20 protein-coding genes are annotated in these 20334 nt (G+C 72.6%); 11 read left to right on the plus strand and 9 right to left on the minus strand.

The window, feature by feature from the left end; all coding sequences use genetic code 11:
* Positions 1-180 precede the first annotated feature (180 nt).
* The 5 genes from sigE to CP981_RS25585 all read left to right on the plus strand — a co-directional run bounded on the left by sigE (position 181) and on the right by CP981_RS25585 (position 6068).
* The gene (gene sigE / locus CP981_RS25565; protein ID WP_085925083.1) at positions 181-873 is read left to right on the plus strand and encodes an RNA polymerase sigma factor SigE; all 693 of its coding nucleotides are present in this window, start codon (positions 181-183) and stop codon (positions 871-873) included.
* Positions 870-1826, plus strand: coding sequence for an anti-sigma factor family protein (locus CP981_RS25570; protein WP_085925084.1), 957 nt, complete (start codon positions 870-872; stop codon positions 1824-1826). The genes sigE and CP981_RS25570 overlap by 4 nt, the downstream gene beginning before the upstream one ends.
* 122 nt (positions 1827-1948) lie before the next feature.
* Entirely contained in the window at positions 1949-4708 is a 2760-nt protein-coding gene (locus CP981_RS38205; protein ID WP_425282161.1) for a trypsin-like peptidase domain-containing protein, read from the plus strand.
* A gap of 116 nt (positions 4709-4824) precedes the next feature.
* On the plus strand, positions 4825-5304 hold the full coding sequence (locus CP981_RS25580; RefSeq protein ID WP_085925085.1) for a sec-independent translocase: 480 nt from the start codon (positions 4825-4827) through the stop codon (positions 5302-5304).
* A gap of 119 nt (positions 5305-5423) precedes the next feature.
* The gene (locus tag CP981_RS25585) at positions 5424-6068 is read left to right on the plus strand and encodes a hypothetical protein (RefSeq protein WP_085925086.1); all 645 of its coding nucleotides are present in this window, start codon (positions 5424-5426) and stop codon (positions 6066-6068) included.
* A 153-nt stretch (positions 6069-6221) separates the two neighbouring features.
* Here the strand turns inward: CP981_RS25585 and CP981_RS25590 are convergent, their stop codons facing one another.
* From CP981_RS25590 to CP981_RS25600, 3 genes are read right to left on the minus strand one after another with little or no spacing between them, the layout of a single operon-like run.
* Positions 6222-7382 carry an Mrp/NBP35 family ATP-binding protein gene (locus CP981_RS25590; RefSeq protein ID WP_085925087.1) on the minus strand — a complete coding sequence of 387 codons (1161 nt, stop codon included), beginning with the start codon at positions 7380-7382 and terminating at the stop codon, positions 6222-6224.
* A 42-nt stretch (positions 7383-7424) separates the two neighbouring features.
* Positions 7425-8006, minus strand: coding sequence for a DUF1003 domain-containing protein (locus CP981_RS25595; protein WP_085925088.1), 582 nt, complete (start codon positions 8004-8006; stop codon positions 7425-7427).
* Positions 7996-9303 carry a magnesium transporter MgtE N-terminal domain-containing protein gene (locus CP981_RS25600; RefSeq protein ID WP_085925089.1) on the minus strand — a complete coding sequence of 436 codons (1308 nt, stop codon included), beginning with the start codon at positions 9301-9303 and terminating at the stop codon, positions 7996-7998. The genes CP981_RS25595 and CP981_RS25600 overlap by 11 nt, the downstream gene beginning before the upstream one ends.
* A 194-nt stretch (positions 9304-9497) precedes the next feature.
* On the opposite strand from CP981_RS25600, the gene CP981_RS25605 reads away from it, so the two are divergent.
* Positions 9498-10286, plus strand: coding sequence for a hypothetical protein (locus CP981_RS25605; RefSeq protein WP_244329787.1), 789 nt, complete (start codon positions 9498-9500; stop codon positions 10284-10286).
* A gap of 49 nt (positions 10287-10335) precedes the next feature.
* Here the strand turns inward: CP981_RS25605 and CP981_RS25610 are convergent, their stop codons facing one another.
* A complete protein-coding gene (locus CP981_RS25610; protein ID WP_085925090.1) occupies positions 10336-10875 on the minus strand; it encodes a ferredoxin reductase domain-containing protein in 540 nt (179 codons plus the stop codon).
* A gap of 101 nt (positions 10876-10976) precedes the next feature.
* A complete protein-coding gene (locus tag CP981_RS25615; protein WP_085925091.1) occupies positions 10977-12086 on the minus strand; it encodes a magnesium and cobalt transport protein CorA in 1110 nt (369 codons plus the stop codon).
* Between the two features lie 502 nt (positions 12087-12588).
* Between CP981_RS25615 and CP981_RS25620 the strand changes: the two genes are divergently transcribed.
* Positions 12589-13173 carry a suppressor of fused domain protein gene (locus tag CP981_RS25620; protein WP_085925092.1) on the plus strand — a complete coding sequence of 195 codons (585 nt, stop codon included), beginning with the start codon at positions 12589-12591 and terminating at the stop codon, positions 13171-13173.
* 118 nt (positions 13174-13291) lie between these two features.
* Here the strand turns inward: CP981_RS25620 and CP981_RS25625 are convergent, their stop codons facing one another.
* Entirely contained in the window at positions 13292-14551 is a 1260-nt protein-coding gene (locus tag CP981_RS25625) for an MFS transporter (RefSeq protein WP_085925093.1), read from the minus strand.
* Between the two features lie 250 nt (positions 14552-14801).
* Here CP981_RS25625 and CP981_RS25630 point away from each other — a divergent pair, with 250 nt between their 5' ends.
* The 3 genes from CP981_RS25630 to CP981_RS25640 all read left to right on the plus strand — a co-directional run bounded on the left by CP981_RS25630 (position 14802) and on the right by CP981_RS25640 (position 17317).
* Entirely contained in the window at positions 14802-15440 is a 639-nt protein-coding gene (locus tag CP981_RS25630) for a DUF6758 family protein (protein ID WP_085925094.1), read from the plus strand.
* Positions 15441-15666: 226 nt separating this feature from the next.
* Positions 15667-16521, plus strand: a complete 855-nt coding sequence (locus tag CP981_RS25635) for a PHP domain-containing protein (protein ID WP_085925095.1) — start codon at positions 15667-15669, stop codon at positions 16519-16521.
* 187 nt (positions 16522-16708) lie between these two features.
* Positions 16709-17317 (plus strand): MarC family protein, encoded by a 609-nt coding sequence (locus tag CP981_RS25640; protein ID WP_085925096.1) that lies wholly within the window; start codon positions 16709-16711, stop codon positions 17315-17317.
* A 127-nt stretch (positions 17318-17444) separates the two neighbouring features.
* Here the strand turns inward: CP981_RS25640 and CP981_RS37880 are convergent, their stop codons facing one another.
* The gene (locus CP981_RS37880) at positions 17445-17597 is read right to left on the minus strand and encodes a hypothetical protein (RefSeq protein WP_085925097.1); all 153 of its coding nucleotides are present in this window, start codon (positions 17595-17597) and stop codon (positions 17445-17447) included.
* A gap of 203 nt (positions 17598-17800) precedes the next feature.
* On the opposite strand from CP981_RS37880, the gene CP981_RS25645 reads away from it, so the two are divergent.
* Positions 17801-18724 carry an NYN domain-containing protein gene (locus CP981_RS25645; RefSeq protein ID WP_085925098.1) on the plus strand — a complete coding sequence of 308 codons (924 nt, stop codon included), beginning with the start codon at positions 17801-17803 and terminating at the stop codon, positions 18722-18724.
* A gap of 52 nt (positions 18725-18776) precedes the next feature.
* Here CP981_RS25645 and CP981_RS25650 read toward each other — a convergent pair whose 3' ends face one another.
* Together CP981_RS25650 and CP981_RS25655 are read right to left on the minus strand one after the other, a co-directional pair.
* Positions 18777-19256 (minus strand): SRPBCC family protein, encoded by a 480-nt coding sequence (locus CP981_RS25650; RefSeq protein ID WP_085925099.1) that lies wholly within the window; start codon positions 19254-19256, stop codon positions 18777-18779.
* 137 nt (positions 19257-19393) lie between these two features.
* Entirely contained in the window at positions 19394-20260 is an 867-nt protein-coding gene (locus tag CP981_RS25655) for an alpha/beta fold hydrolase (RefSeq protein WP_085925100.1), read from the minus strand.
* Positions 20261-20334: the final 74 nt, after the last annotated feature.

Here is a 20334-nt window from a genome sequence, read left to right on the forward strand (position 1 = left end):
AACCAGGGCGAGAAGCAGGACCAAATGCAGGTCAAAACTGCTTATCCGGAGCTAACGGGCGAGGTGGATATGGTAGGGGCTCTACTGGACACCACCAGAGCCACCAGGGGAGGTGCGGCTGCGGCGGGTGACCGAGGGGTGCTGAGGCGCTTGAAAAGGTCGTTCGCCGAGCCGAAATCCGTGACAAACACTGCTGACCGTTTCCGCCCCCATGGCCCGAAGGGCAGGGGAGGGGCCTCCACCTCCGACTCCGCGACCACCGCGACCTTTGCCGCAGACGCGGATGCGCAGGCGTGGACTCCGCCCAGCTGGGAGGAGATCGTCAGCACTCACAGTGCACGGGTCTACCGCCTCGCCTATCGCCTCACCGGCAATCAACACGACGCCGAAGACCTCACCCAGGAGGTGTTCGTCCGCGTCTTCCGTTCGCTGTCGACGTACACCCCCGGCACCTTCGAGGGCTGGCTGCACCGCATCACGACCAACCTCTTCCTGGACATGGTCCGGCGCCGGCAGCGTATTCGCTTCGACGCGCTCGGTGACGACGCGGCCGAGCGGCTCCCCAGCCGCGAGCCCTCCCCGCAGCAGCACTTCAACGACACCCACTTCGACGCCGATGTGCAGCAGGCGCTGGACACCCTGGCGCCGGAGTTCCGCGCCGCGGTCGTGCTGTGCGACATCGAGGGCCTCTCCTACGAGGAGATCGCCGCGACTCTCGGCGTCAAGCTGGGCACGGTCCGCAGCCGGATCCACCGCGGCCGCTCCCATCTGCGCAAGTCCCTCAAGCACCGGGCCCCGGCCACCCGCGCCGAAGAGCGCGAGCAGCGGCGCTCGCTGGCCGTGGTGCCCTCGCAGGAGGTCGGAATCGCGTGAGCGGCAACGGCGGTCCGTCCCCCGCCGAGCAGCATCTCGGCGACCGCCTTGCGGCCCTGGTCGACGGCGAGTTGGGGCATGACGCGCGCGAGCGGGTGCTCGCGCATCTCGCGACCTGCGGCAAATGCAAGGCGGAGGCCGACGCCCAGCGTCGGCTGAAAAATGTCTTCGCCCAGGCGGCACTCCCCGGGCCGTCCGAGGGCCTGCTGGCACGGCTTCAGCAATTGCCCGGCGGCGACCCCGAGGGCCCCGGCAGCCGGCTCGGCAACGGCGCGCTCGGACGCGGCGACTTCGCCAGAGGCGGCAGCGCGTTCCGCTACGTCCCCTCCGGTGGTCACTCCGGCCATGCCATGGCGGCGCTTCCCACCCAGTCGCGCGGCCGCGGCTTCCGGGTGCACGAGGTCGACCGTCCCGCGCAGCGGCGGCGGTTCGCCTTCGCGGCGGCCGGCGCGGTCTCCCTCGCGGCCTTCGCGCTGGGCGGCGCCCTGCCGCTGGAAGCGGCCGTCGACCTGCCCGGCGGACGCGTCGACAGCGGCGGCACGACCGTCACCCCGCTCAGCGTCAGCCCGGCCGCCGACAGCGGTTCCCTGCTCCGCGGCGCGGAGTTCGCCGCCAAGAACTCCGCCGGCCGGCCGCCGTCCGGCGGCCCGACCCTGGCCCCGGCCCCCAGCGCCATGGCCCTGTACGGCCCCGGTGCGGCACCCCCCGCCCCCTATGCGACGGCGGCGGCACTGCCCTCCGCGCCGGCCGGCCGCTTCGGCCTCTCCCCGCTGATAGCCGGGAGCGGTCCGGCGTCGCCGTATCACCTCGCGCCCCTGACCACCGCCACCGGCAACTCCCCGGTGCGGAAGAACCCGCCGGCGCTCCCACCGCTGGAGCCCAAGCGTCCGCTGATCGGCTCCGCGGCCGCGGCGGGCCCCTTCGCCGAGGGCGGAGCCTCCGCCCGGCGCTGACCGTCCCCTGCGCGGCCCCACACGGAACTGGTTGAATCGCTGTGGGGCGGCGCACCCCTGACCGGGCGCGTCCGCGAGGTGGTGGTGGCCCGCGCACGACGCGGGCGAACTCTGGGGAGAGCATGGACGACGGTAAGGCCGCCGGGTCGAAGCTGAAGTGGTGGAGCCGTCCGGGGAGCAGCACGGGCACGGAACCGTCCGCCGAGGCCGGCCCGCAGACGCCGCCGCCCGCCGGTAGTCCGTCGGACGGAACGCGGACCGAGGGCTCCGGCATGTCCGGCGTGCGCCACAGCGGCGAGGACTGGATCGTGCGTCCTCCGGAGCGGGGGGATGCATCGGGCGCGGCGCCGGGCTCGCAGGACGGGTCCGGGCCGGTCGGCCAGGACGGGTCCGGGCGGGTCGGTGCCGCGGTGTCCGATACCGCCGAGGCGCTGACCGCCCGGCTGCCTCACGTGCCCGGTGCGTCCGCCGGGCAGCAGGAAGAGGACTGGACCGTGCGTCCGCCGGAGCCGCGGAACGGCGTGGTGGCGCCCGGGACGCCCGGAGCTGCCGAGACGGCCGAAGTGGCCGGACCCGACGATGAGTTGACGGTCGCCGCGGCCACGACAGCCGGGGCCGGATCGGACCAGAAGGCCGCCGCGGCCGTGGACGGCCGGACCGGCGGTGCGCGGCCGGAGCCGGGGACCGTGACGCTCGGGCGGGTGCGTGCGGACGCACCGGACGAGGCCGCTCCGGCTGCCCGGACCGCCCCGGCAACGGTGACGCTGGGGCGGGTGCGCGAGGACGCGCGGGACGGGGCCGGTCTGCCCACCCGGAACCCGGACGGGGCGGACACCACGGCCACGATGCCTACCGCGGCCGCCCCCGAAGCCGCTCCGGTGTCGCCCGCGACGCCCGCACACGCCGAGATCCGCGGCGCCGCGGCTGCCACGGCCGCCCCCGCACCCGCCGCCACGGCCACCCCGCCGGCCCCCACTCCGCCGCCGCCCGCAGCCCCCGCCCCGACCGAGTCCCCGGCCGCCGCGCCCCAGCAGCCGCTGCATGCCGAGGACCCGTACGGCACCCCTCCCTACGGTGGTCCCGGGCCCTGGGCGCCCGCGCCGCCCGTGCAGCGGCCGATGGCGACGCCCGCACCGGGCACGGCGCTTCCGCCGCAGGCCGGGCCGCTGCCCCCGTACGGCGCCCCGGCCACCCCGCAGGCCGCGATGCCCGCCGCGGCCTACCCGGGCCCGCCACAGTCACCCGCGCCCGCCGTGCCGTCCGGCACGACCGGTGAGGAGCGCGCGCCGCTCGCACCGGGTGCCGAGCAGCCGTACCCGGCCGGGGCGGCCGACGCCGCACGCCCCCAGCCGGACGCCGACCCGGCCGTACCCCACCGGCCGGGTCTCCAGAAGACCGGCGCCCCGCAGCCCGCCCCCGCGCAGGCCACGGCCCCCGGGCAAGCCACGACCCACGGGCAGACAGCCGCCCCCGGGGCCACCGGCTCACAGAGCGCCCCCACGGATGCCCCGGCCGCGCCCGTCGCCGGACCCGACGCGCCGCAGGAGGGCACGGACGGCGCCTTCATCCCCCACCCCGGCGACGGCGGCCCCCGCCCGGCCTCGGCAACCGCGCCCCACGCATCGGGCCCGCAGCCCGGCCCCACCGGCCCCGGCGGCCCCACCGGCCCCCACCACACCCCCACCCCCCAAGGCGCCTGGCATCAGTACGACCCCTGGAGCGCGCCGTTGCAGGGCGGGCCCGTCGTGCCGCCGGCCGGCCGCCGTAGTCGTCGGGGACCGCTGGTCGCCGGGGCGGTGGCGCTCGCCCTGCTCGCGGGGGGTGTCGGGGGTGGCATCGGCGCGTACGTCGAGCGGTACGGCGGGCTCAGCGACATCGAGCTGTCGCAGTCCGGGGCCGATGAGGGGGGACGTAAGCCCGACAGCGTCGCCGGGATCGCGCAGACCGCGTTGCCGGGGGTGGTCACCCTCCACGTGCGGGGCAGCGCCGAGCAGGGGACCGGCACCGGCTTCGTCCTCGACCACCAGGGGCACATCCTCACCAACAACCACGTGGTCGAACCGGCCGGCAGCGGCGGCGAGATCTCGGTGACCTTCAGCGGCGGTCAGACGGCCAAGGCGAAGGTCGTCGGCCGGGACGGTGGCTATGACCTCGCCGTCGTCCAGGTGGAGGGCGTGGCGGGGCTGCGGCCGCTCACCCTCGGCAACTCCGACTCGGTGCGGGTCGGCGACCCGGTGGTGGCGATCGGCGCACCGTTCGACCTCGCCAACACCGTCACGTCCGGGATCATCAGCGCCAAGCAGCGCCCGATCACCGCGGGCGGCAAGAAGGGCGACGGCAGCGATGTGTCCTATGTGGACGCCCTGCAGACCGATGCCCCCATCAACCCGGGCAACTCCGGCGGTCCGCTGGTGGACGCCAAGGCGCGGGTGATCGGCATCAACAGCGCCATCCGCGCGGCCGACAGCGGCGGCGGCCCGGACGGCGACAGCCAGGCCCAGGGCGGCAGCATAGGGCTGGGTTTCGCCATACCCATCAATCAGGCCAAGCGGGTGGCCGAGGAGCTGATCAACTCCGGCCGGGCGACACACCCGGTGATCGGCGTCACGCTGGAGATGGAGTACGCGGGCGACGGCGCGCGGGTCAGTGAGCGCAGCAAGGACGGCCGGCAGCCGGTCCTCCCGGGCGGACCCGGAGCCAAGGCCGGGATCAAGGCCGGCGACGTGATCACCAAGGTCGACGGCGCCCCCGTGCACAGCGGTGAGGAGCTGATCGTCAAGATCCGCAGCCACCGGCCCGGCGACACGCTGGTGCTGACCGTCCGAAGGGGCGGTAAGGAGCGGTCCGTCCGGCTCAGCCTGGGATCCTCCAGCACGGGCTGATCGTTTGCATGGTGTTGGGGCGGGCGACTCCCGCCCGACGTACGGGGCCAGGTACCGTGATAGGCGGCCTGGCCCCTAGGCCACCGAAGGCCGCGGATAACCCAAGGAGCTGCAAGGTGTTCTTCGACATAGGACCCCTCGAGCTGGTGGCGCTCGTGATCCTTGCCGTGCTCATCTTCGGTCCGGACAAGCTCCCCAAGGTCATCCAGGACGTGATGTCCTTCGTCCGCAAGGTCCGGGCGTTCTCGGACAGCGCCAAGGAAGACATCCGCAGCGAGCTGGGGCCGGAGTTCAAGGACTTCGAGTTCGAGGACCTCAAGCCCAAGAACTTCGTGCGCAAGCACGTCCTGGAGAAGGACGAGTACGGCCTCAAGGACCTTCAGGAGATCCGTAACGGCTTCGACCTGAAGAAGGAGATGGCCGAGGTCACCGACGCCGTCCACGGCGACGACAGCGCCTCCTCCGCCACGCCCTCGAACGGCTCCGGCCCGAGCCTGTCCAAGGAGTCCCCGGCCGCCTCCGCCGGGCGCCCCGACATGGTCAAGAGGACCGCTCAGCCGGACGAGCGTCCGCCGTTCGACGCCGACGCCACCTGACACACACCGGTATGACTGTCTGTGTGGAAGCCTATGGCTATGCTCCGGGTGTCCGGGGTTCGGTCGCCTGAGGGGGGCGGGCCGCCCACGACGCAGGGCAACAAGGAGGCTCCGCGCAGATGGAGACGACCAGTCCGTCAGCGACACATGAGGCGGCCGCCGGCGCCGGCCGGAAGGTCGACGGCTATCTGCTGGCCGCGTTCCCGTGGTACGGCCTCGATGAGGCATTCACCGGTCCGCGCTGGCTGATGCAGGTCGGCGCGGCCGCGGACGGCACCGTCGAGCACGGCGCCACCGGCCACGGCGAGGAGCCCACCATCAAGGTGGAGCCGCCGCAGGACGAGCGGTTCGCGGTCGTGGTGACGGTCGCCAGCCGCCCCGTGCGGCGCAGCGGTGACGGCACCGGCGTCCTGGAGGCGACCTCGGTCTCGACGGCCGCCTGGCTCGCCGGGTCGGGGCTGCTCGCGCAGACCTGGCCGACCCAGATGGACCGGACACTGCGCCAGGACTGGCTGGACCAGCAGACGATGCTCGCCTGGGAGCTGGCCGACGATCTCGGCGGCGGCAGCTGGAGCGAGCTGATGCTGCCGGTGGACGGGGTGCCCACGTCGTTCGCCTACCGCGAGTCCGAGTACGGCTGGGTGCTGGCCGGCTCGGCGGGCGAAGGCTCTGAGGACGTGCACATCGGCGCCTACGGGCGGGGGATGAGCGCGTACGGGCTGGGATTCTCGGTGATCAAGGACCTGTCCGCGTACGAGGGCTGAGCCGGGGCGCACGCCGGGTCGCGCCGGGGGACCGGACGGCCGCGCGCGGCAGCAAGGCAGCAAAAGGGGCGGACCCGTAAGGGCCCGCCCCTTCGCACATCCTCCGGGAGCCGGGAGGCGGCGTCCCCTACGGCCGTCGCGCCTCCCGCCGTCTCAGAACTTGTTGCGCGGGGTGATCCCCAGCGACATCCCGGACAGGCCCCGCTGACGGCCGCCCAGCTTGCCCGCGATGGTGCGGATCGCCGAGCCGGCGGGGGAGTCGGGGTCGGTCAGCACGACCGGCTTGCCCTCGTCGCCGCCCTCGCGCAGCCGGACATCGATCGGGATGGCACCGAGCACCGGTACCTGGGTGCCGGTCGTCTTCGTCAGGCCCTCGGCGACCCGCTCGCCGCCGCCGGTACCGAAGACATCGACCATCTCGTCGCAGTGCGGGCAGGGCAGCCCGGACATGTTCTCGACCACGCCGACGATCTTCTGGTGGGTCTGCACGGCGATCGAACCGGCCCGCTCGGCGACCTCGGCGGCGGCCTGCTGCGGGGTGGTGACGACGAGGATCTCGGCGTTCGGGACGAGCTGGGCCACCGAGATGGCGATATCGCCGGTGCCCGGCGGCAGGTCCAGGAGGAGGACGTCCAGGTCGCCCCAGTAGACGTCGGCGAGGAACTGCTGGAGCGCGCGGTGCAGCATCGGGCCGCGCCAGACGACGGGGGCGTTGCCGGGGGTGAACATGCCGATCGAGATGACCTTCACGCCGTTCGCCGACGGCGGCATGATCATGTTCTCGACCTGGGTGGGCTTGCCGTAGGCGCCCAGCATGCGGGGCACGGAGTGGCCGTAGATGTCGGCGTCCACGACACCGACCTTCAGACCGTCGGCCGCCATCGCCGCGGCGAGGTTCACCGTCACCGACGACTTGCCCACGCCGCCCTTGCCGGAGGCGACCGCGTAGACCCGGGTCAGCGAACCGGGCTGGGCGAACGGCACCTCACGCTCGGCGGTGCCGCCGCGCAGCGACGCCGCCAGTTCCTTGCGCTGCTCGTCGCTCATCACGTCCAGCTCGACGGCGACGGAGGTGACGCCCTCGACCCGCTCGACGGCCTCGCGCACATTGCTGGTGATCGTCTCGCGCATCGGGCAGCCGGAGACGGTCAGATAGACCACCACCGCCACCGCGCCGTCCGCCGCGATGTCCACCGATTTGACCATCCCCAGCTCGGTGATGGGGCGGTGGATCTCGGGGTCGTTCACCGTCGCGAGCGCTTCGCGGACCGCGTCCTCGCTCGGGGTGGCGCCATGGGGCGTGTCGGTAGCCATGTCCCGATGGTACGGCTCATGAGGCGGCCTCCGGAAAGGCCGTCAGCGGTCGCGTTCGTCACTCTCCGCGTCAGCGGGCTGCCGCAGCTCCAGGTCCCTGAGCATGTCCTGGAGCTCGGAGCGGATCCAGTCGCGGGTGGCGACCTCGCCGAGCCCGAGCCGCAGCGCCGCGATCTCCCGGGTCAGATACTCGGTGTCGGCGATGGAGCGCTCGTTCTGCTTGCGGTCCTGTTCGTGGGTGACCCGGTCGCGGTCGTCCTGGCGGTTCTGCGCCAGCAGGATCAGCGGCGCGGCGTACGAGGCCTGGAGCGACAGCGCCAGCGTGAGAAAGATGAACGGGTACGTGTCGAAGCGCAGCCCGCTGGGCGCGGTGGTGTTCCAGATGACCCACAGGATGATGGTGACGGTCATCCAGACGATGAAGCGGCCGGTCCCCAGGAAGCGGGCGATCTTCTCCGAGAGCCGCCCGAAGGCCTCCGGGTCGTACTCGGGCAGGAACGTACGGCGCGGGGCGCGCGGCAGGTCGAGGCGCACCCGTGGCCGGTCCACGGCACCCCGGCGCAGCGCGGAGGCGCCGTTCGCCCGCGACCGTTCCCTGCCGCCGTCCCGCTCGTCAGCGCCCATGCGCGGCCTTCCCGAGGCGGCCGTTGCCGGTCAGCCCGGCCGTCGCCGAGCCGTGCAGCCCGTCTTCCCGCCAGTCGTCCGGCAGCAGATGGTCCAGCACGTCGTCGACCGTGACCGCGCCCAGCAGCGCCCCGCTCTCGTCCACGACCGGCGCGGCGACCATGTTGTACGCGGCCAGATAGCTGGTCACCTCCGGCAGCGGGGTGTCCGGCGGCAGGGCCGGCAGATCGGTGTCGGCGATCGAGCTGACCAGGGTGAACGGCGGGTCGCGCAGCAGCCGTTGGAAGTGCACCAGGCCCAGGTACTTGCCGGTGGGGGTCTCGTCCGGGGGCCGGCAGACATAGACCTGCGCGGCCAGGGCGGGGGACAGGTCCGGGTCGCGGACCCGGGCAAGCGCGTCCGCGACGGTGGCGTCCGGCCGCAGCACGATCGGCTCGGTGGTCATCAGCCCGCCGGCGGTCCGCTCCTCGTACGACATCAGCCGCCGCACATCGGCGGCCTCCTCCGGCCGCATCAGCGCCAGCAGCCGCTCCTTCTCCTCCTCCGGCAGCTCGGAGAGCAGATCGGCGGCGTCGTCCGGGTCCATCGCCTCCAGGACGTCGGCGGCCCGCTCGTCCTTCAGCTTGCCGATGATCTCTACCTGGTCGTCCTCCGGCAGCTCCTCCAGGACGTCGGCGAGCCGGTCGTCGTCGAGCGCCGCGGCGACCTCGGCCCGCCGCTTGGCGGAGAGATGGTGCAGCACCCCGGCCAGGTCGGCGGGCCGCAGCTGTTCGAAGGTGGCGAGCAGGCTCTCCGCGCCCTGCCCGTGCTCCTCCAGCGAGAAGCCGGTCACCGCCGACCACTCCACGGTCAGCGCCTCTCCCTTGCGGCGCAGCGCCCCGCCCTTCCCCTTCCGTACGAAGACCTTGTCGATCTCCCAGTCGCGGCGGGCCGGCAGCTGGGTGATGCCGATGTCGAGGACGGTGACCTCCTCCCCGGTCTCCACCAGCCGCACCCGCCGGTCGAGCAGCTCGCCCAGCACCAGCGTCTCGGACGCCCGCTGTTCGAAGCGCCGCATGTTGACCACGCCGGTGATGACGATCTGGCCGGAGTCCACCCCGGTCACCCGCGTCATGGGGACGAAGATCCGGCGCCGGCTGATCACCTCGACGACCACGCCGAGCAGCCGCGGCGGACGGTCGCCGACCCGGAGCAGCGCGACGAGGTCCCGCAGCCGGCCGACCTGGTCGCCGTTGGGGTCGAAGACGGCGCTGCCGGCGAGGTGGGAGACGAAGACCCGGGGCGTCACGACTGCCATACGGAGCGCCGCCCTTCTCCCGTTCGGCCCGAAATAAGGCATCAATCCGGGTTCAGGCTAACGCGCCCGGCTCTGCGCCGCCCCGGTGAGAGAGGCCGTAGGGTGACCGCCACGCACCCGCCGACGACCCGGCGCGGCCCAGGTACGCTGCCGTACTGCTGCCGAGATCACCCGCATCAGGAGGCCGAGCCGACGTGAGCGCAATCCCCCCGGGGTCCGGCCCCCGACCCCTGCCCGGAACCCGTCGTACGGGACGGGCTGCGCTCGCGGGGGCGGTCTGCGCGGCACTGGCCGTGGCGCTGACCGGCTGCGGCGGGGAGACCGATCCGGACGCCGGCACCAACGGCATGGGAAAGCTGCCCGCCGCGAAGGTCGAGGCCAAGGCCAAGGCCGCGGCCCAGCGCGCCGAGACGGTGCACCTCTCCGGCAATGTCGTCAGCCAGGGCCGCACCTACAAGCTCGACATGAGCCTGGCGAAGGACGGCGCCAAGGGCGAGCTGACCACCAAGGCGGCCGCCTTCCAGCTGCTGCGGGTCGGCGAGTCCCTCTATCTGAAGGCGGACGCGGCCTTCTGGGCCGGTGAGAAGAGCGGCAGCTCGGGCACGCCCGACCAGGCGGCGGCGCAGAAGCTCGGCGGCAAGTACGTCAAGGTGCCCGCCAAGGACCCGGTCTACCAGCGCTTCAGCGGCTTCACCGACAAGGACACCCTGCTCGCCGGACTGCTCGGCCTGCACGGCAAGCTGACCTCCGGTGACCGCGGTGACCTCGACGGGGTCCGCACCATCCGGCTCACCGCCGGCGCGGGCTCCGGCGGCACCCTCGATGTCTCGCTGGAGGGCACGCCCTACCCGCTGCGGCTGCACCGGGCCGGCGGCGCGGGCGTGGTGCGGATGAGTGACTGGGGCAAGAGCGTGGACCTCAAGGCCCCGGACAAGGACCAGGTCGTGGACTACGGCACCCGGATCTCCGGCGGGGGTCACTAGGTCCTCTCGTCCCGCGGACGGGGCCGAGCTCCTGACGGCCGCCCGGGGCTCAGCCCTTGCGACCCCGCCGCAGCAGCTTCGGCAGCGCGGCCGGGACGGGGCGCCGGGTGATCGCGGGGCTGGCCGGTGCCGGCGCGGCATGCGACTCGTCCGGCATCTGCCCGGGGCGCTGGGTGGTCTCCCCGGTCGGCTCCAGCCGCAGCACCCGGCACTCGCGCGCCCAGCGCTCCGTGAGGGTGTCCGCGTCCGGCGCGTTCAGCCGCTTGCCCTTGAGCTCGTCGACCGCGGCCTGCCAGGCCTCGCTCTCCGGGGACAGCTCGACGACCCGGGCCTGCCAGGCGACCAGCCGGCCGCCCTTGTCCTTGCTGCGGACGGTGACCGTCGCCGTCCCGCCGTCGGCCAGTCCGAGGTCGGCCAGCGGCTGCTCGCCGGCGCCGTCCCCGATGAGGCAGGCGGCTCCGTCGAGCCACAGATGCCACAGCGCACGGGACGGGCCGGCCGTCCCCCGTACCCAGATGAGGCCGGACTTCTTCGTGGCCTCTTCGATGAGCGCCCGATCGTGCAGGGCCTGCGACACGGTCTCCGTCATACGGCTCAGCCTAATCGCCCCTGCCCTGGGCGACCGGGGCCGCCCAGGCGCTGAGATGCGCGGACGTGCGGGCGGCGCCGGGCGGGCGCCCGGCACCGGGATCACAGCCACCCGTTGCGCTTGAACCCGCGGTGGATGCCGACACAGATCGCGGCCGTCACCAGCAGCACCGCCGGGTAGCCGTACTCCCAGTGCGTCTCCGGCATGTAGTCGAAGTTCATGCCGTAGATCCCGGCGATCATCGTCGGTACGGCGAAGATCGCCGCCCATGCCGTGATCTTGCGCATGTCCTCGTTCTGCGCGACGGCGGCCTGCGCGAGATTGGCCTGAAGGATGGAGTTGAGCAGATCGTCGAAGGACAGCACCTGCTCGTTGACCCGCGCCAAGTGGTCGGCGACATCCCGGAAGTACTTCTGGATGTCGGAGTCCACCAGCCGCATCGGACGCTCACTCAGCAGCTGCATCGGCCGCAGCAGCGGCGACACCGCCCGCTTGAACTCCAGCACCTCACGCTTGAGTTGGTAGATCCGCCCGGCGTCGCCGCCCTTCGGGGAGCCCTTGCCGTTGGTGCCGGAGCTGAAGACATCGATCTCCACCTCGTCGATGTCGTCCTGCACCGCACCGGCCACCGCCATATAGCCGTCGACGACCTGGTCGGCGATGGCGTGCAGCACCGCGGAGGGCCCCTTGGCCAGCAACTCCGGGTCGTCCTGGAGCCGGTGCCGCAGCGCGCGCAGCGAGCCCTGGCCACCGTGCCGCACCGTCACGATGAAGTCCCGGCCGGTGAAGCACATCACCTCACCGGTCTCCACGACCTCACTGGTCGCGGTCAGCTCGGTGTGCTCGACGTAGTGGACCGTCTTGAAGACGGTGAACAGGGTCTCGTCGTAACGCTCCAGCTTGGGCCGCTGGTGGGCGTGCACGGCGTCCTCGACGGCGAGCGGGTGCAGCCCGAACTCCTGGGCGATACCGGCGAATTCGGCCTCGGTCGGCTCATGCAGGCCGATCCAGGCGAAGCCGCCCTCGGTGCGCACACCGGCCATCGCCTCGGCCGGGGTGACGTGCTCGCTCACCCGGCGGCCCTCGCGGTAGACACCGCAGTCGACGATGGCGCTGTTCACACAGGCCGGGGCGGACTCGTAGGGGTACGGACGGTCATCGCGACGCCGGGACGGACGGACGGCGGCGCGCAGGTCGCGGATCATCGACATGGCAGGCTCCTTCACGGGCCGGCCGTCAGCGCGGGCGCGGGGGGCAACGCTGCCCGGAACGTGGACGTACGAGGCGTCATCGGCTGTACGTCCGCAAAGCGGGCGGCGCTCCGTGCGGGGACACTGACGGCAGTTCGCAGAAAACACGGAACAAAGAGTCGAAGGCGCTCTTCCGGCATCTACTTCCGGCGCAAAGGTGCTTCCCTGGTTTCACCGCTGAGCGGCGGGGTACGGAAGCTCTCGGATCAGGAGATTCGCTGCGCGAGGGAAATGACGGGAGAACTATCGGTACTGCACGGTCGACTCGGATCCACCGCAGCCCCACCTCCTCCGGCCGGTCCCCGTTGGGGGACGACGTCATTCCCTGACCAGACGGCAAGGCTATCAGCCGCCTGAAGCGTTGCGGTGCCGCTTTGCCGGTTCCATACGAAGAACGGGCGCGCCGCACAGCAGCACATGGAGGGGTGACGGCCGAACGGGTGACCGGCCGTATGCTCGCGCCATGTCTGACGTTCTTGAGCTGGTCGAGGCCCGGTTGCGGACCACCCTGGGCGAGCCGGACGCGCGCGCCGCCGTCACTTTCCTCGGGACCGACCGTATCGAGGTCCTCCGCTTCGTGGACAGCGGGGTGGTCCGTTACGCCACGCTCGGGATGTCCGCGCAGCCCATGGCCGACCCCACGGCCGTAGTGGCCGATCCGCTCCGTGGTCCGCGCGCCGAACTCGTGCTGTCCGTACGGGGCGGCCTCGCCGACACCGACAAGGCGCTCCGGCCGCTCGCCGTGCTGGCCGCGTCCCCGCAGGTCGAGGGGGTGGTCGTGGCGCCCGGCGCCTCGCTGGACGTGGGTGAACCGCTGTGGCCGGGTGCGACGTTCACCTCGGTGCTGGTCGCGGCGCCCGGTGGTCTCGTCGAGGACCTCGAACTGGATGAGCCGCGGGAGCCGGTCCGTTTTCTGCCGCTGCTGCCGATGACGCCCAACGAGGCGGCCTGGAAGCGGGTGCACGGCGCCGAGGCCCTGGAGAAGCGCTGGCTGGAGCACGGCACGGATCTGCGCGATCCGCTGCGCACGGGCGTTCCGCTCGACTGATCCGCGCGCCGCCGGTAGCGGTACGCCCCGTCGGCTCTCCGGGAGGGAGAGCCGACGGGGCGTCAGTTTGCTTGCGGGGCAGGGAGGCGCAGGGTGGGGCGGGGGGTCGCGGTGTGCCTCAGCGGGCGAAGGCGGTGACCCCGTCCTCCGCCGCGTGCCGCGGTGCCTGCTCGTCGGCCCCGAGGGTCAGCGCGCGGCGCCGGACGGCGACGATGCCGGCGCCGAGCACCGCGGCGACGGCCGCGACCACGAAGGGGAGATGGATATCGGTCCACTCCTCGATCTTGGGCGCGAGGAACGGCGCGGCCGCCGCCGCGAACCAGCGCACGAAGTTGTAGCCGGCGCTCGCCACCGGGCGCGGAGCGTCCGAGACGCCCAGCGCCAGTTCCGTGAAGACGGTGTTGTTCAGGCCGATGAAGGCGCCGGCCAGGACGGTGCAGACGACCGCGGTGGTGTGGTCGCCGTAGCCCAGCACGACCAGATCGGCGGCGAGCAGCAGCAGCGAGGCGCACAGCACCTTCAGTGAGCCGAAGCGGTGCTGGAGCCGGGGCGCCACGATCACCGAGAACACCGCGAGCAGCACACCCCAGGCGAAGAAGACGCCGCCCGACGCGTAGGGGGACATGTTCAGCACGAACGGGGTGAAGGCCAGCACCGTGAAGAACGCGTAGTTGTAGAAGAAGGCGGCGGTGGCGGTGGCGGCCAGCCCGCCGTGGCCGAGCGCCTTGACCGGGGCGAGGAGCGAGGTCTTGGCGGCGGGCCTCGGCTGCTCCTTGAGGAAGACCGTGATGGCGAGGAAGCCGACGGCCATCAGAACGGCGGTCCCGAAGAACGGGTAGCGCCACTTCATGTCGCCGAGGACCGCGCCCAGCAGCGGGCCGCAGGCCATCCCGAGCCCCAGCGCGGACTCGTACAGCAGGATCGCCGCGCTGCTTCCGCCGGCCGCCGCGCCGACGATGACCGCCAGCGCCGTCGAGACGAACAGGGCGTTGCCCAGGCCCCAGCCCGCCCGGAAGCCGACCAGTTCGCCGACCGACCCCGACATTCCGGAGAGCGCCGCGAAGACCACCACCAGCGCCAGCCCGGCCAGCAGCGTCTTGCGGCCGCCGATACGGCTGGAGACGAAGCCGGTGACCAGCATCGCGACCGCGGTGATCAGGAAGTAGGAGGTGAAGAGGAGGGAGACCTGGCTGTTGGTGGCGTGCAGGCCCCGGGCGATCGAGGGGAGGATCGGGTCGACGAGGCCGATGCCCATGAAGGCAACGACCGAGGCGCCCGCCGTGGCCCAGACGGCCTTCGGCTGGCGGAGCAGGGAGGTGCCGCCCTCCTCGAACGGATCGTCCGAGCCGCCGTGGCCGCCGTTCTCCGTGCCGCTCATGCTGCGGTTCCCCTTCCTGTTGCCGGTTGCGTATCCCTGGTCCGTGGCGGCCGGTGCGGCCGCCGAGATCGTTGACGTTTACATACAATAAGTTAGACGATCTAAAGAATGCAAGCTGCAACTAGTTGTTCGGCAGGGGTGAACGGACCTCGGGGCGCGGTCAAATGCGCGCCGGCGTAAGTGATTCGGGGCACACCGGTCGGGTGATCGTCCTTGACGCGGCGGCGGGGCTGGAGGACCGTGGGTCCCTATGAGGGGCGAACCCAGTTGCCCGAAGTGCGGAGGCCGGGTAAGGGCGCCCGGTCTCTTCTCCGACACCTGGCAGTGCGCCCTGCACGGCACCGTGCATCCGCTCCAGCCGGTCGTCCCGCCGAGCGTCGAGGCGCTCGGCGTTGTCGTGCGCCGCGCCCAGGTGCCCGTATGGATGCCCTGGCCGCTGCCGGTGGGCTGGCTGTTCACCGGGGTGGCCTGCGCCGGTGACGACCGCAGCGGCGGCCGGGCGACCGCGGTGGCCTGCACGGGCCCCGGCCCGCTCGGCGGCCCCGGCGAACTGCTGCTGATCGCCGAGGAACTGGGCGTCGGACTCGGCGCGCGCTACGCCGGTATCGAGGGCCCCGACCCCGGCCCGCACCTCTGCGTCGACAAGCACCCGCACGGCAAGGTGCTCGCCGCCGGCCGCCCGACCCCGCTGTGGCACCTCGACGACGCACCCCCGGACCGTGCGGTCTTCGCGGGCGAGGCGCGCGGGCTGTGGCTGTGGGCGATCGCCTGGCCCGAGGAGTCGGGGCTGATGATGTACGACGAGCTGGTGCTGACCGATCTGCGTGAGGCCGGCGCCGAGGTGGATCTGCTGCCGTGCGGGGCGCTCTCACCGCGGATCCTGGGCTGACGGCTGACGGCTGACGGCTGACGGCTGACGGTCGAAGAGTGACGGCTGACCGCAGGGCGCCCGGGCGGGGCCGCTGCGTCGTCCGGCGGGGGCCGGGCGCCATCGCCGGGGCCGGGGGCCGTCCGGCCGCCCGGTATCCTTCTGAGGTCCCCCTACGGTGTACCTGTCCCCGGTGTTCCCCGGGCCCCGTCCCCCGTCCGTCCCGCAGCAGTCTGGAGTCCGCGTCGTGCGTATCGATCTGCACACCCACTCCACGGCCTCCGACGGTACGGACACCCCCGCCGAGCTGGTGCGCAACGCCGCGGCGGGCGGGCTCGACGTCGTCGCGCTGACCGACCACGACACCGTCGGCGGCCACGCCGAGGCGCGGGCGGCGCTGCCCGCGGGGCTGACGCTGATCACCGGCGCCGAACTCTCCTGCCGGCTCGACGGGGTGAGCCTCCACATGCTCGCCTACCTCTTCGACCCCGAGGAGCCCGAGCTCGCCCGCGAGCGGGAGCTGGTGCGGGACGACCGGGTGCCGCGGGCCCAGGGCATGGTCGCCAAGCTGCGGGACCTCGGAGTGCCCATCACCTGGGAGCAGGTCGCCCGGATCGCCGGGGACGGCGCCGTGGGACGGCCGCATATCGCCACCGCCCTCGTCGACCTGGGCGTGGTGCCCTCCGTCTCCGACGCGTTCTGCGCCGACTGGCTCGCCAACGACGGCCGGGCGTACGTGGAGAAGCACGAACTCGATCCGTTCGACGCGATCCGGCTGGTCAAGGCGGCGGGTGGAGTCACCGTCTTCGCGCATCCACTGGCCGTCAAGCGCGGCAGCTGTGTACCGGAGAGCGCGATCGCCGAACTGGCCGCGGCCGGTCTCGACGGCATCGAGGTCGACCACATGGACCATGACGCCCCGACCCGCGCGCGGCTGCGCGGGATGGCCGCCGACCTCGGCCTGCTGACCACCGGCTCCAGTGACTACCACGGGAGCCGTAAGACCTGTCGCCTCGGCGAATACACCACCGACCCCGAGATCTACGGCGAGATCGTGCGCCGCGCGACCGGCGCCTTCCCCGTTCCCGGCACCGGGGGCTGACCCCGCCGCGGCCGCTGCCGCACCATGTGCCCCGGTCCGCCGGACCGTCCCCACACCGGGCCGTTCTCCGTCCGGGCGAGGCGCAGGCCCCTGCCTGCCCGCCGCCCCACCACCCCCTCCTTACGGGCCCGCGCCCACCGCGCCGGCCTGTGGTTGCTCCCGTACCACCTCTCGCAAGGCCATCACCGTGTTCGACGTCGCCGTCTTCAGTACTCTGTTCGTCACCCTGTTCGTGATCATGGATCCGCCGGGCATCACCCCGATCTTCCTGGCCCTGACCTCCGGCCGGCCGGCCAAGGTGCAGCGCCGGATGGCCTGGCAGGCCGCCGCCGTCGCCTTCTGCGTCATCGCCCTCTTCGGCCTCTTCGGGCGGCAGATCCTGGGGCGGCTGCACATCTCCACGCCCGCGCTGATGATCGCGGGCGGGCTGCTGCTCCTGCTGGTCGCGCTGGATCTGCTGACCGGAAAGTCGGAGGAGCCGACCCAGACCAAGGACGTCAATGTGGCGCTGGTGCCGCTGGGGATGCCACTGCTGGCCGGGCCCGGGGCGATCGTGTCGGTGATCCTCGCGGTGCAGCACGCCCACGGGGTCGCCGCGCAGATCTCCGTCTGGGCGGCCATCGCGGCGATCCATGTGGTGCTGTATGTGGTGATGCGGTTCTCGCTGGTGATCATCCGCGTGATCAAGGACGGCGGAGTGGTCCTGGTCACGCGACTGGCGGGCATGATGCTCTCCGCGCTCGCCGTGCAGCAGATCATCAACGGCGTTCTCCAGGTGATCCAGGCGGCGGCCTGACGCCCCCGCACTGCCGCAGAACGCGCGGCGCCCCCGTACGGCCTGTGCGTACGGGGGCGTTCGTGCGGGTGCGGCCGATCGGCGGCCGGCTGCCGGCCCGGCGCGTTACCGGGCGGCGGAACGGGTGTTAACGGACGGCGGTGTCGGCCGGGCGGATATAGATGCGCTGGCCGGTTGAGGCGGCCTGCTGCACGATCCGGTTGACGGAGGCGGCGTCCACGACGGTGCTGTCCACGGCGGTGCCGTCGACATCGTCCAGGCGCATGATCTCGAAGCGCATACGGCTTCTCCCTTCGTCTGATCCTCCTGCGGAGAACTCCTTGGGTCGGCGCTGCCCGGCGTCGCTGCCGGGCGCTCCATACAGGGAGAACGCCCTGCCCAGTGCAATCATTCCCTACGCTAAAGAAAATTTTCGACGGTCTAAGTACGCCTGCCCGAGAACGGTTGTGCCCGCAGAGTGACCGCCCGGACAATGGGTCCGGTATGAATGACGTCCAGCCCACGGGCCCCACCGACCTCACCGCGCTCGCCGCCGGGATCGAGCGCACCAACGAGCTGCTCACCCGGGTACTCGCCGAGGTCGCCACCACCCCGTCCACCCACGCGGCCTTCGTGGACGCGGGCTATGTCTACGCCGCCGCGGGACGGCTGGTCGCCGGCACGGAGGACCGCAAGGCCTTCGATCTGGACGCGGAAGGGCTCATCGAGGCCTTCATCGACCGCGCCCGGATGATCTTCCCGGACAGCCGGCTGCTCCGCGTCTACTGGTACGACGGCGCCCGCCGCCGGATCCACACCCAGGAGCAGCAGCGGATCGCCGAGCTGCCCGATGTGAAGGTCCGGCTCGGCAACCTCAACGCCAACAACCAGCAGAAGGGCGTCGACTCCCTGATCCGCTCGGACCTGGAGTCGCTGGCCCGGCACCGGGCGATCAGCGACGCGGTGCTGATCGGCGGCGACGAGGACCTGGTCTCCGCGGTCGAGGCGGCCCAGGGCTACGGCGCACGGGTGCACCTGTGGGGCATCGAGGCCTCCGGCGGCCGCAATCAGGCCGAGCCGCTGCTGTGGGAGGTCGACAGCACCCGCACCTTCGACCTGGAGTTCTGCAAGCCGTACGTCACCCGGCGGGCCGGCGTCGAATGCGACCAGACGGTGGGCGAGGGGCCGGCGCCCAGCCGTGAGGACGTCCGCTTCGTCGGTGCGCAGGTCGCCGCCCAGTGGCTGTCGGAGCGCGGCCGTGAGTGGGTGGCCGGACTGCTCCCCGGTCACCCGTATCTGCCCGGCGCCGTCGACCAGGAACTCCTGACCGCCTCGGAGGCGCTGCTGCGGCACTCCCTGCGCGGCCACGCCGATCTGCGCCGGGTCCTGCGCGACGGCTTCTGGGATCACGTGCAGGGGCAGTATTAGCGGACGTTCCGGAGGCGCGTCCGCTACGGCGTCCGGCCGGAGAGGGCCGTGATCAGGCCTGCGCGAGCAGCTCCGTGAGGCGGTCGAAGAAGCCCGACCAGCCCGCCTCCGCCTGGCGGTACTGCTCGGAGGTGAGATTGCCGCCGAGCTGCCGGAAGGCCATCTCCGTACGGTCCCCGAGGTCGGTCAGGGTGACCCGGACGATCTCGCCCTCGATGCCGTCCGGCGCGGTCGCGTCCTTGAGCGTGAACTCCAGCCGCTCCGGGGGCGTGACCTCACGGTAGACACCGGAGAACGGCAGCTCACCGCCGTCCGGGGTCTGCATCACCAGACTCCAGATGCCGCCGGGCCGGGGATCCATCGTCATCCGGTCGGCCGGCACCGCCAGCTCCCCGCCGAACCAGTACCCGAAGTGCTCCGGCCTGGTCCACGCCTCGAAGACCAGCTCACGGCGGGCATCGAAGGTCCGGGTGAGCGCGATGCCGTGCGGGCCGTCTTCGGCATCGGCCGATGACGCCGGATTCTCGGTCATGGGGGAGCCCTTCGTACGAAGCCGGTGCGGGCCGGGCGCCGGTGCCCGCCCGCCTTCCTCGATGCTCGCCGAACCGCCGGGCGCTGTCCTGGCGACACCGCCCGCTCGGCCCACCCGGCCCGGCGGCGCCCCGGCCGTCAGCCCACCCCGCTCCAGAACCCCGCAAGCGCCTCGGCCGTCTTCTCCGGGCGCTCGGCGTTGGGGGAGTGCTCGGCGCCCTCGATGACGGTGCGCCGGGCGGACAGCCGGTCGGCCATCGCATCCATCCACGCCACCGGCCAGGCGTAGTCGACGGCGCCGGAGACGACATGGGTCGCCAGCCCCGTACGGGCCAGCTCCGCCACCCGGTCCGGCTCCTCCAGCATCTGCCGGCCGGTCGCGATCAGCTGCTCGGGCACGGTGTTCAGCCAACGGCGGTGCAGGAACGCGCCGATCTCCGGCGGGGTCGCCGCGTCCGCCGCCTCCGGGGGATCCAGTTCGCGCATCGTCCGCCAGACGCTCTCCATGTCGAGCCGGCCGAGCGCGTCGATCAGCATCCGCACCCGGACCTGCTGGGACGCCTCGATGGCCGCGGGCCCGGAGCTGAGCACGGTCAGCGAACGGAACGGGGCCGCGTCCAGCAGCACCGCGGCCCGGGTGATCAGTCCGCCCAGCGAGTGCCCCAGCAGATGGACCGGCCCGCTGTCCGGCTCCCGCACGGCCCGCGCCTGCGCCAGCACATCGAGCGCCAACTCCCGTTGCGTGTACGCCTGTTCCTCGCGCGGCCCGGGGGACTCGTGCTGGCCGCGGCCGTCCACCGCGACCGCCCGGAACCCGGCCGCGGCCAGCGGAGCGAGCAGGGCGAGGAAGTCTTCCTTGCTGCCGGTGAATCCGGGTACCAGCAGGGCGGTGCCGATCGGCGCGGCCTCGGGCCGGGCGTCCTGCACGGCGAAGGAGCCGCGGTCGGTGTCGAGTCGGTACGCACGGGCGCACGGGGGCAGTGTGAGGGAGGGCGGCCTGCTCATGGGGTGAGGCTATCCGGGCCGGGCGGCAAAACGGGGCCGGGACGCCGACGACCCGGCACCCGCGCGGGGCGGGT

Source organism: Streptomyces platensis, from assembly GCF_008704855.1.
Lineage (GTDB): Bacteria > Actinomycetota > Actinomycetes > Streptomycetales > Streptomycetaceae > Streptomyces > Streptomyces platensis.

Coding starts and splice junctions, on each gene's coding strand:
- CP981_RS38205 (WP_425282161.1), top strand. CDS start 1,949: ATGGACGACGGTAAGGCCGCCGGGTCGAAGCTGAAGTGGTGGAGCCGT.
- CP981_RS25585 (WP_085925086.1), top strand. CDS start 5,424: ATGGAGACGACCAGTCCGTCAGCGACACATGAGGCGGCCGCCGGCGCC.
- CP981_RS25590 (WP_085925087.1), bottom strand. CDS start 7,382: ATGGCTACCGACACGCCCCATGGCGCCACCCCGAGCGAGGACGCGGTC.
- CP981_RS25595 (WP_085925088.1), bottom strand. CDS start 8,006: ATGGGCGCTGACGAGCGGGACGGCGGCAGGGAACGGTCGCGGGCGAAC.
- CP981_RS25600 (WP_085925089.1), bottom strand. CDS start 9,303: ATGGCAGTCGTGACGCCCCGGGTCTTCGTCTCCCACCTCGCCGGCAGC.
- CP981_RS25610 (WP_085925090.1), bottom strand. CDS start 10,875: ATGACGGAGACCGTGTCGCAGGCCCTGCACGATCGGGCGCTCATCGAA.
- CP981_RS25615 (WP_085925091.1), bottom strand. CDS start 12,086: ATGTCGATGATCCGCGACCTGCGCGCCGCCGTCCGTCCGTCCCGGCGT.
- CP981_RS25620 (WP_085925092.1), top strand. CDS start 12,589: ATGTCTGACGTTCTTGAGCTGGTCGAGGCCCGGTTGCGGACCACCCTG.
- CP981_RS25625 (WP_085925093.1), bottom strand. CDS start 14,551: ATGAGCGGCACGGAGAACGGCGGCCACGGCGGCTCGGACGATCCGTTC.
- CP981_RS25630 (WP_085925094.1), top strand. CDS start 14,802: ATGAGGGGCGAACCCAGTTGCCCGAAGTGCGGAGGCCGGGTAAGGGCG.
- CP981_RS37880 (WP_085925097.1), bottom strand. CDS start 17,597: ATGCGCTTCGAGATCATGCGCCTGGACGATGTCGACGGCACCGCCGTG.
- CP981_RS25645 (WP_085925098.1), top strand. CDS start 17,801: ATGAATGACGTCCAGCCCACGGGCCCCACCGACCTCACCGCGCTCGCC.
- CP981_RS25650 (WP_085925099.1), bottom strand. CDS start 19,256: ATGACCGAGAATCCGGCGTCATCGGCCGATGCCGAAGACGGCCCGCAC.
- CP981_RS25655 (WP_085925100.1), bottom strand. CDS start 20,260: ATGAGCAGGCCGCCCTCCCTCACACTGCCCCCGTGCGCCCGTGCGTAC.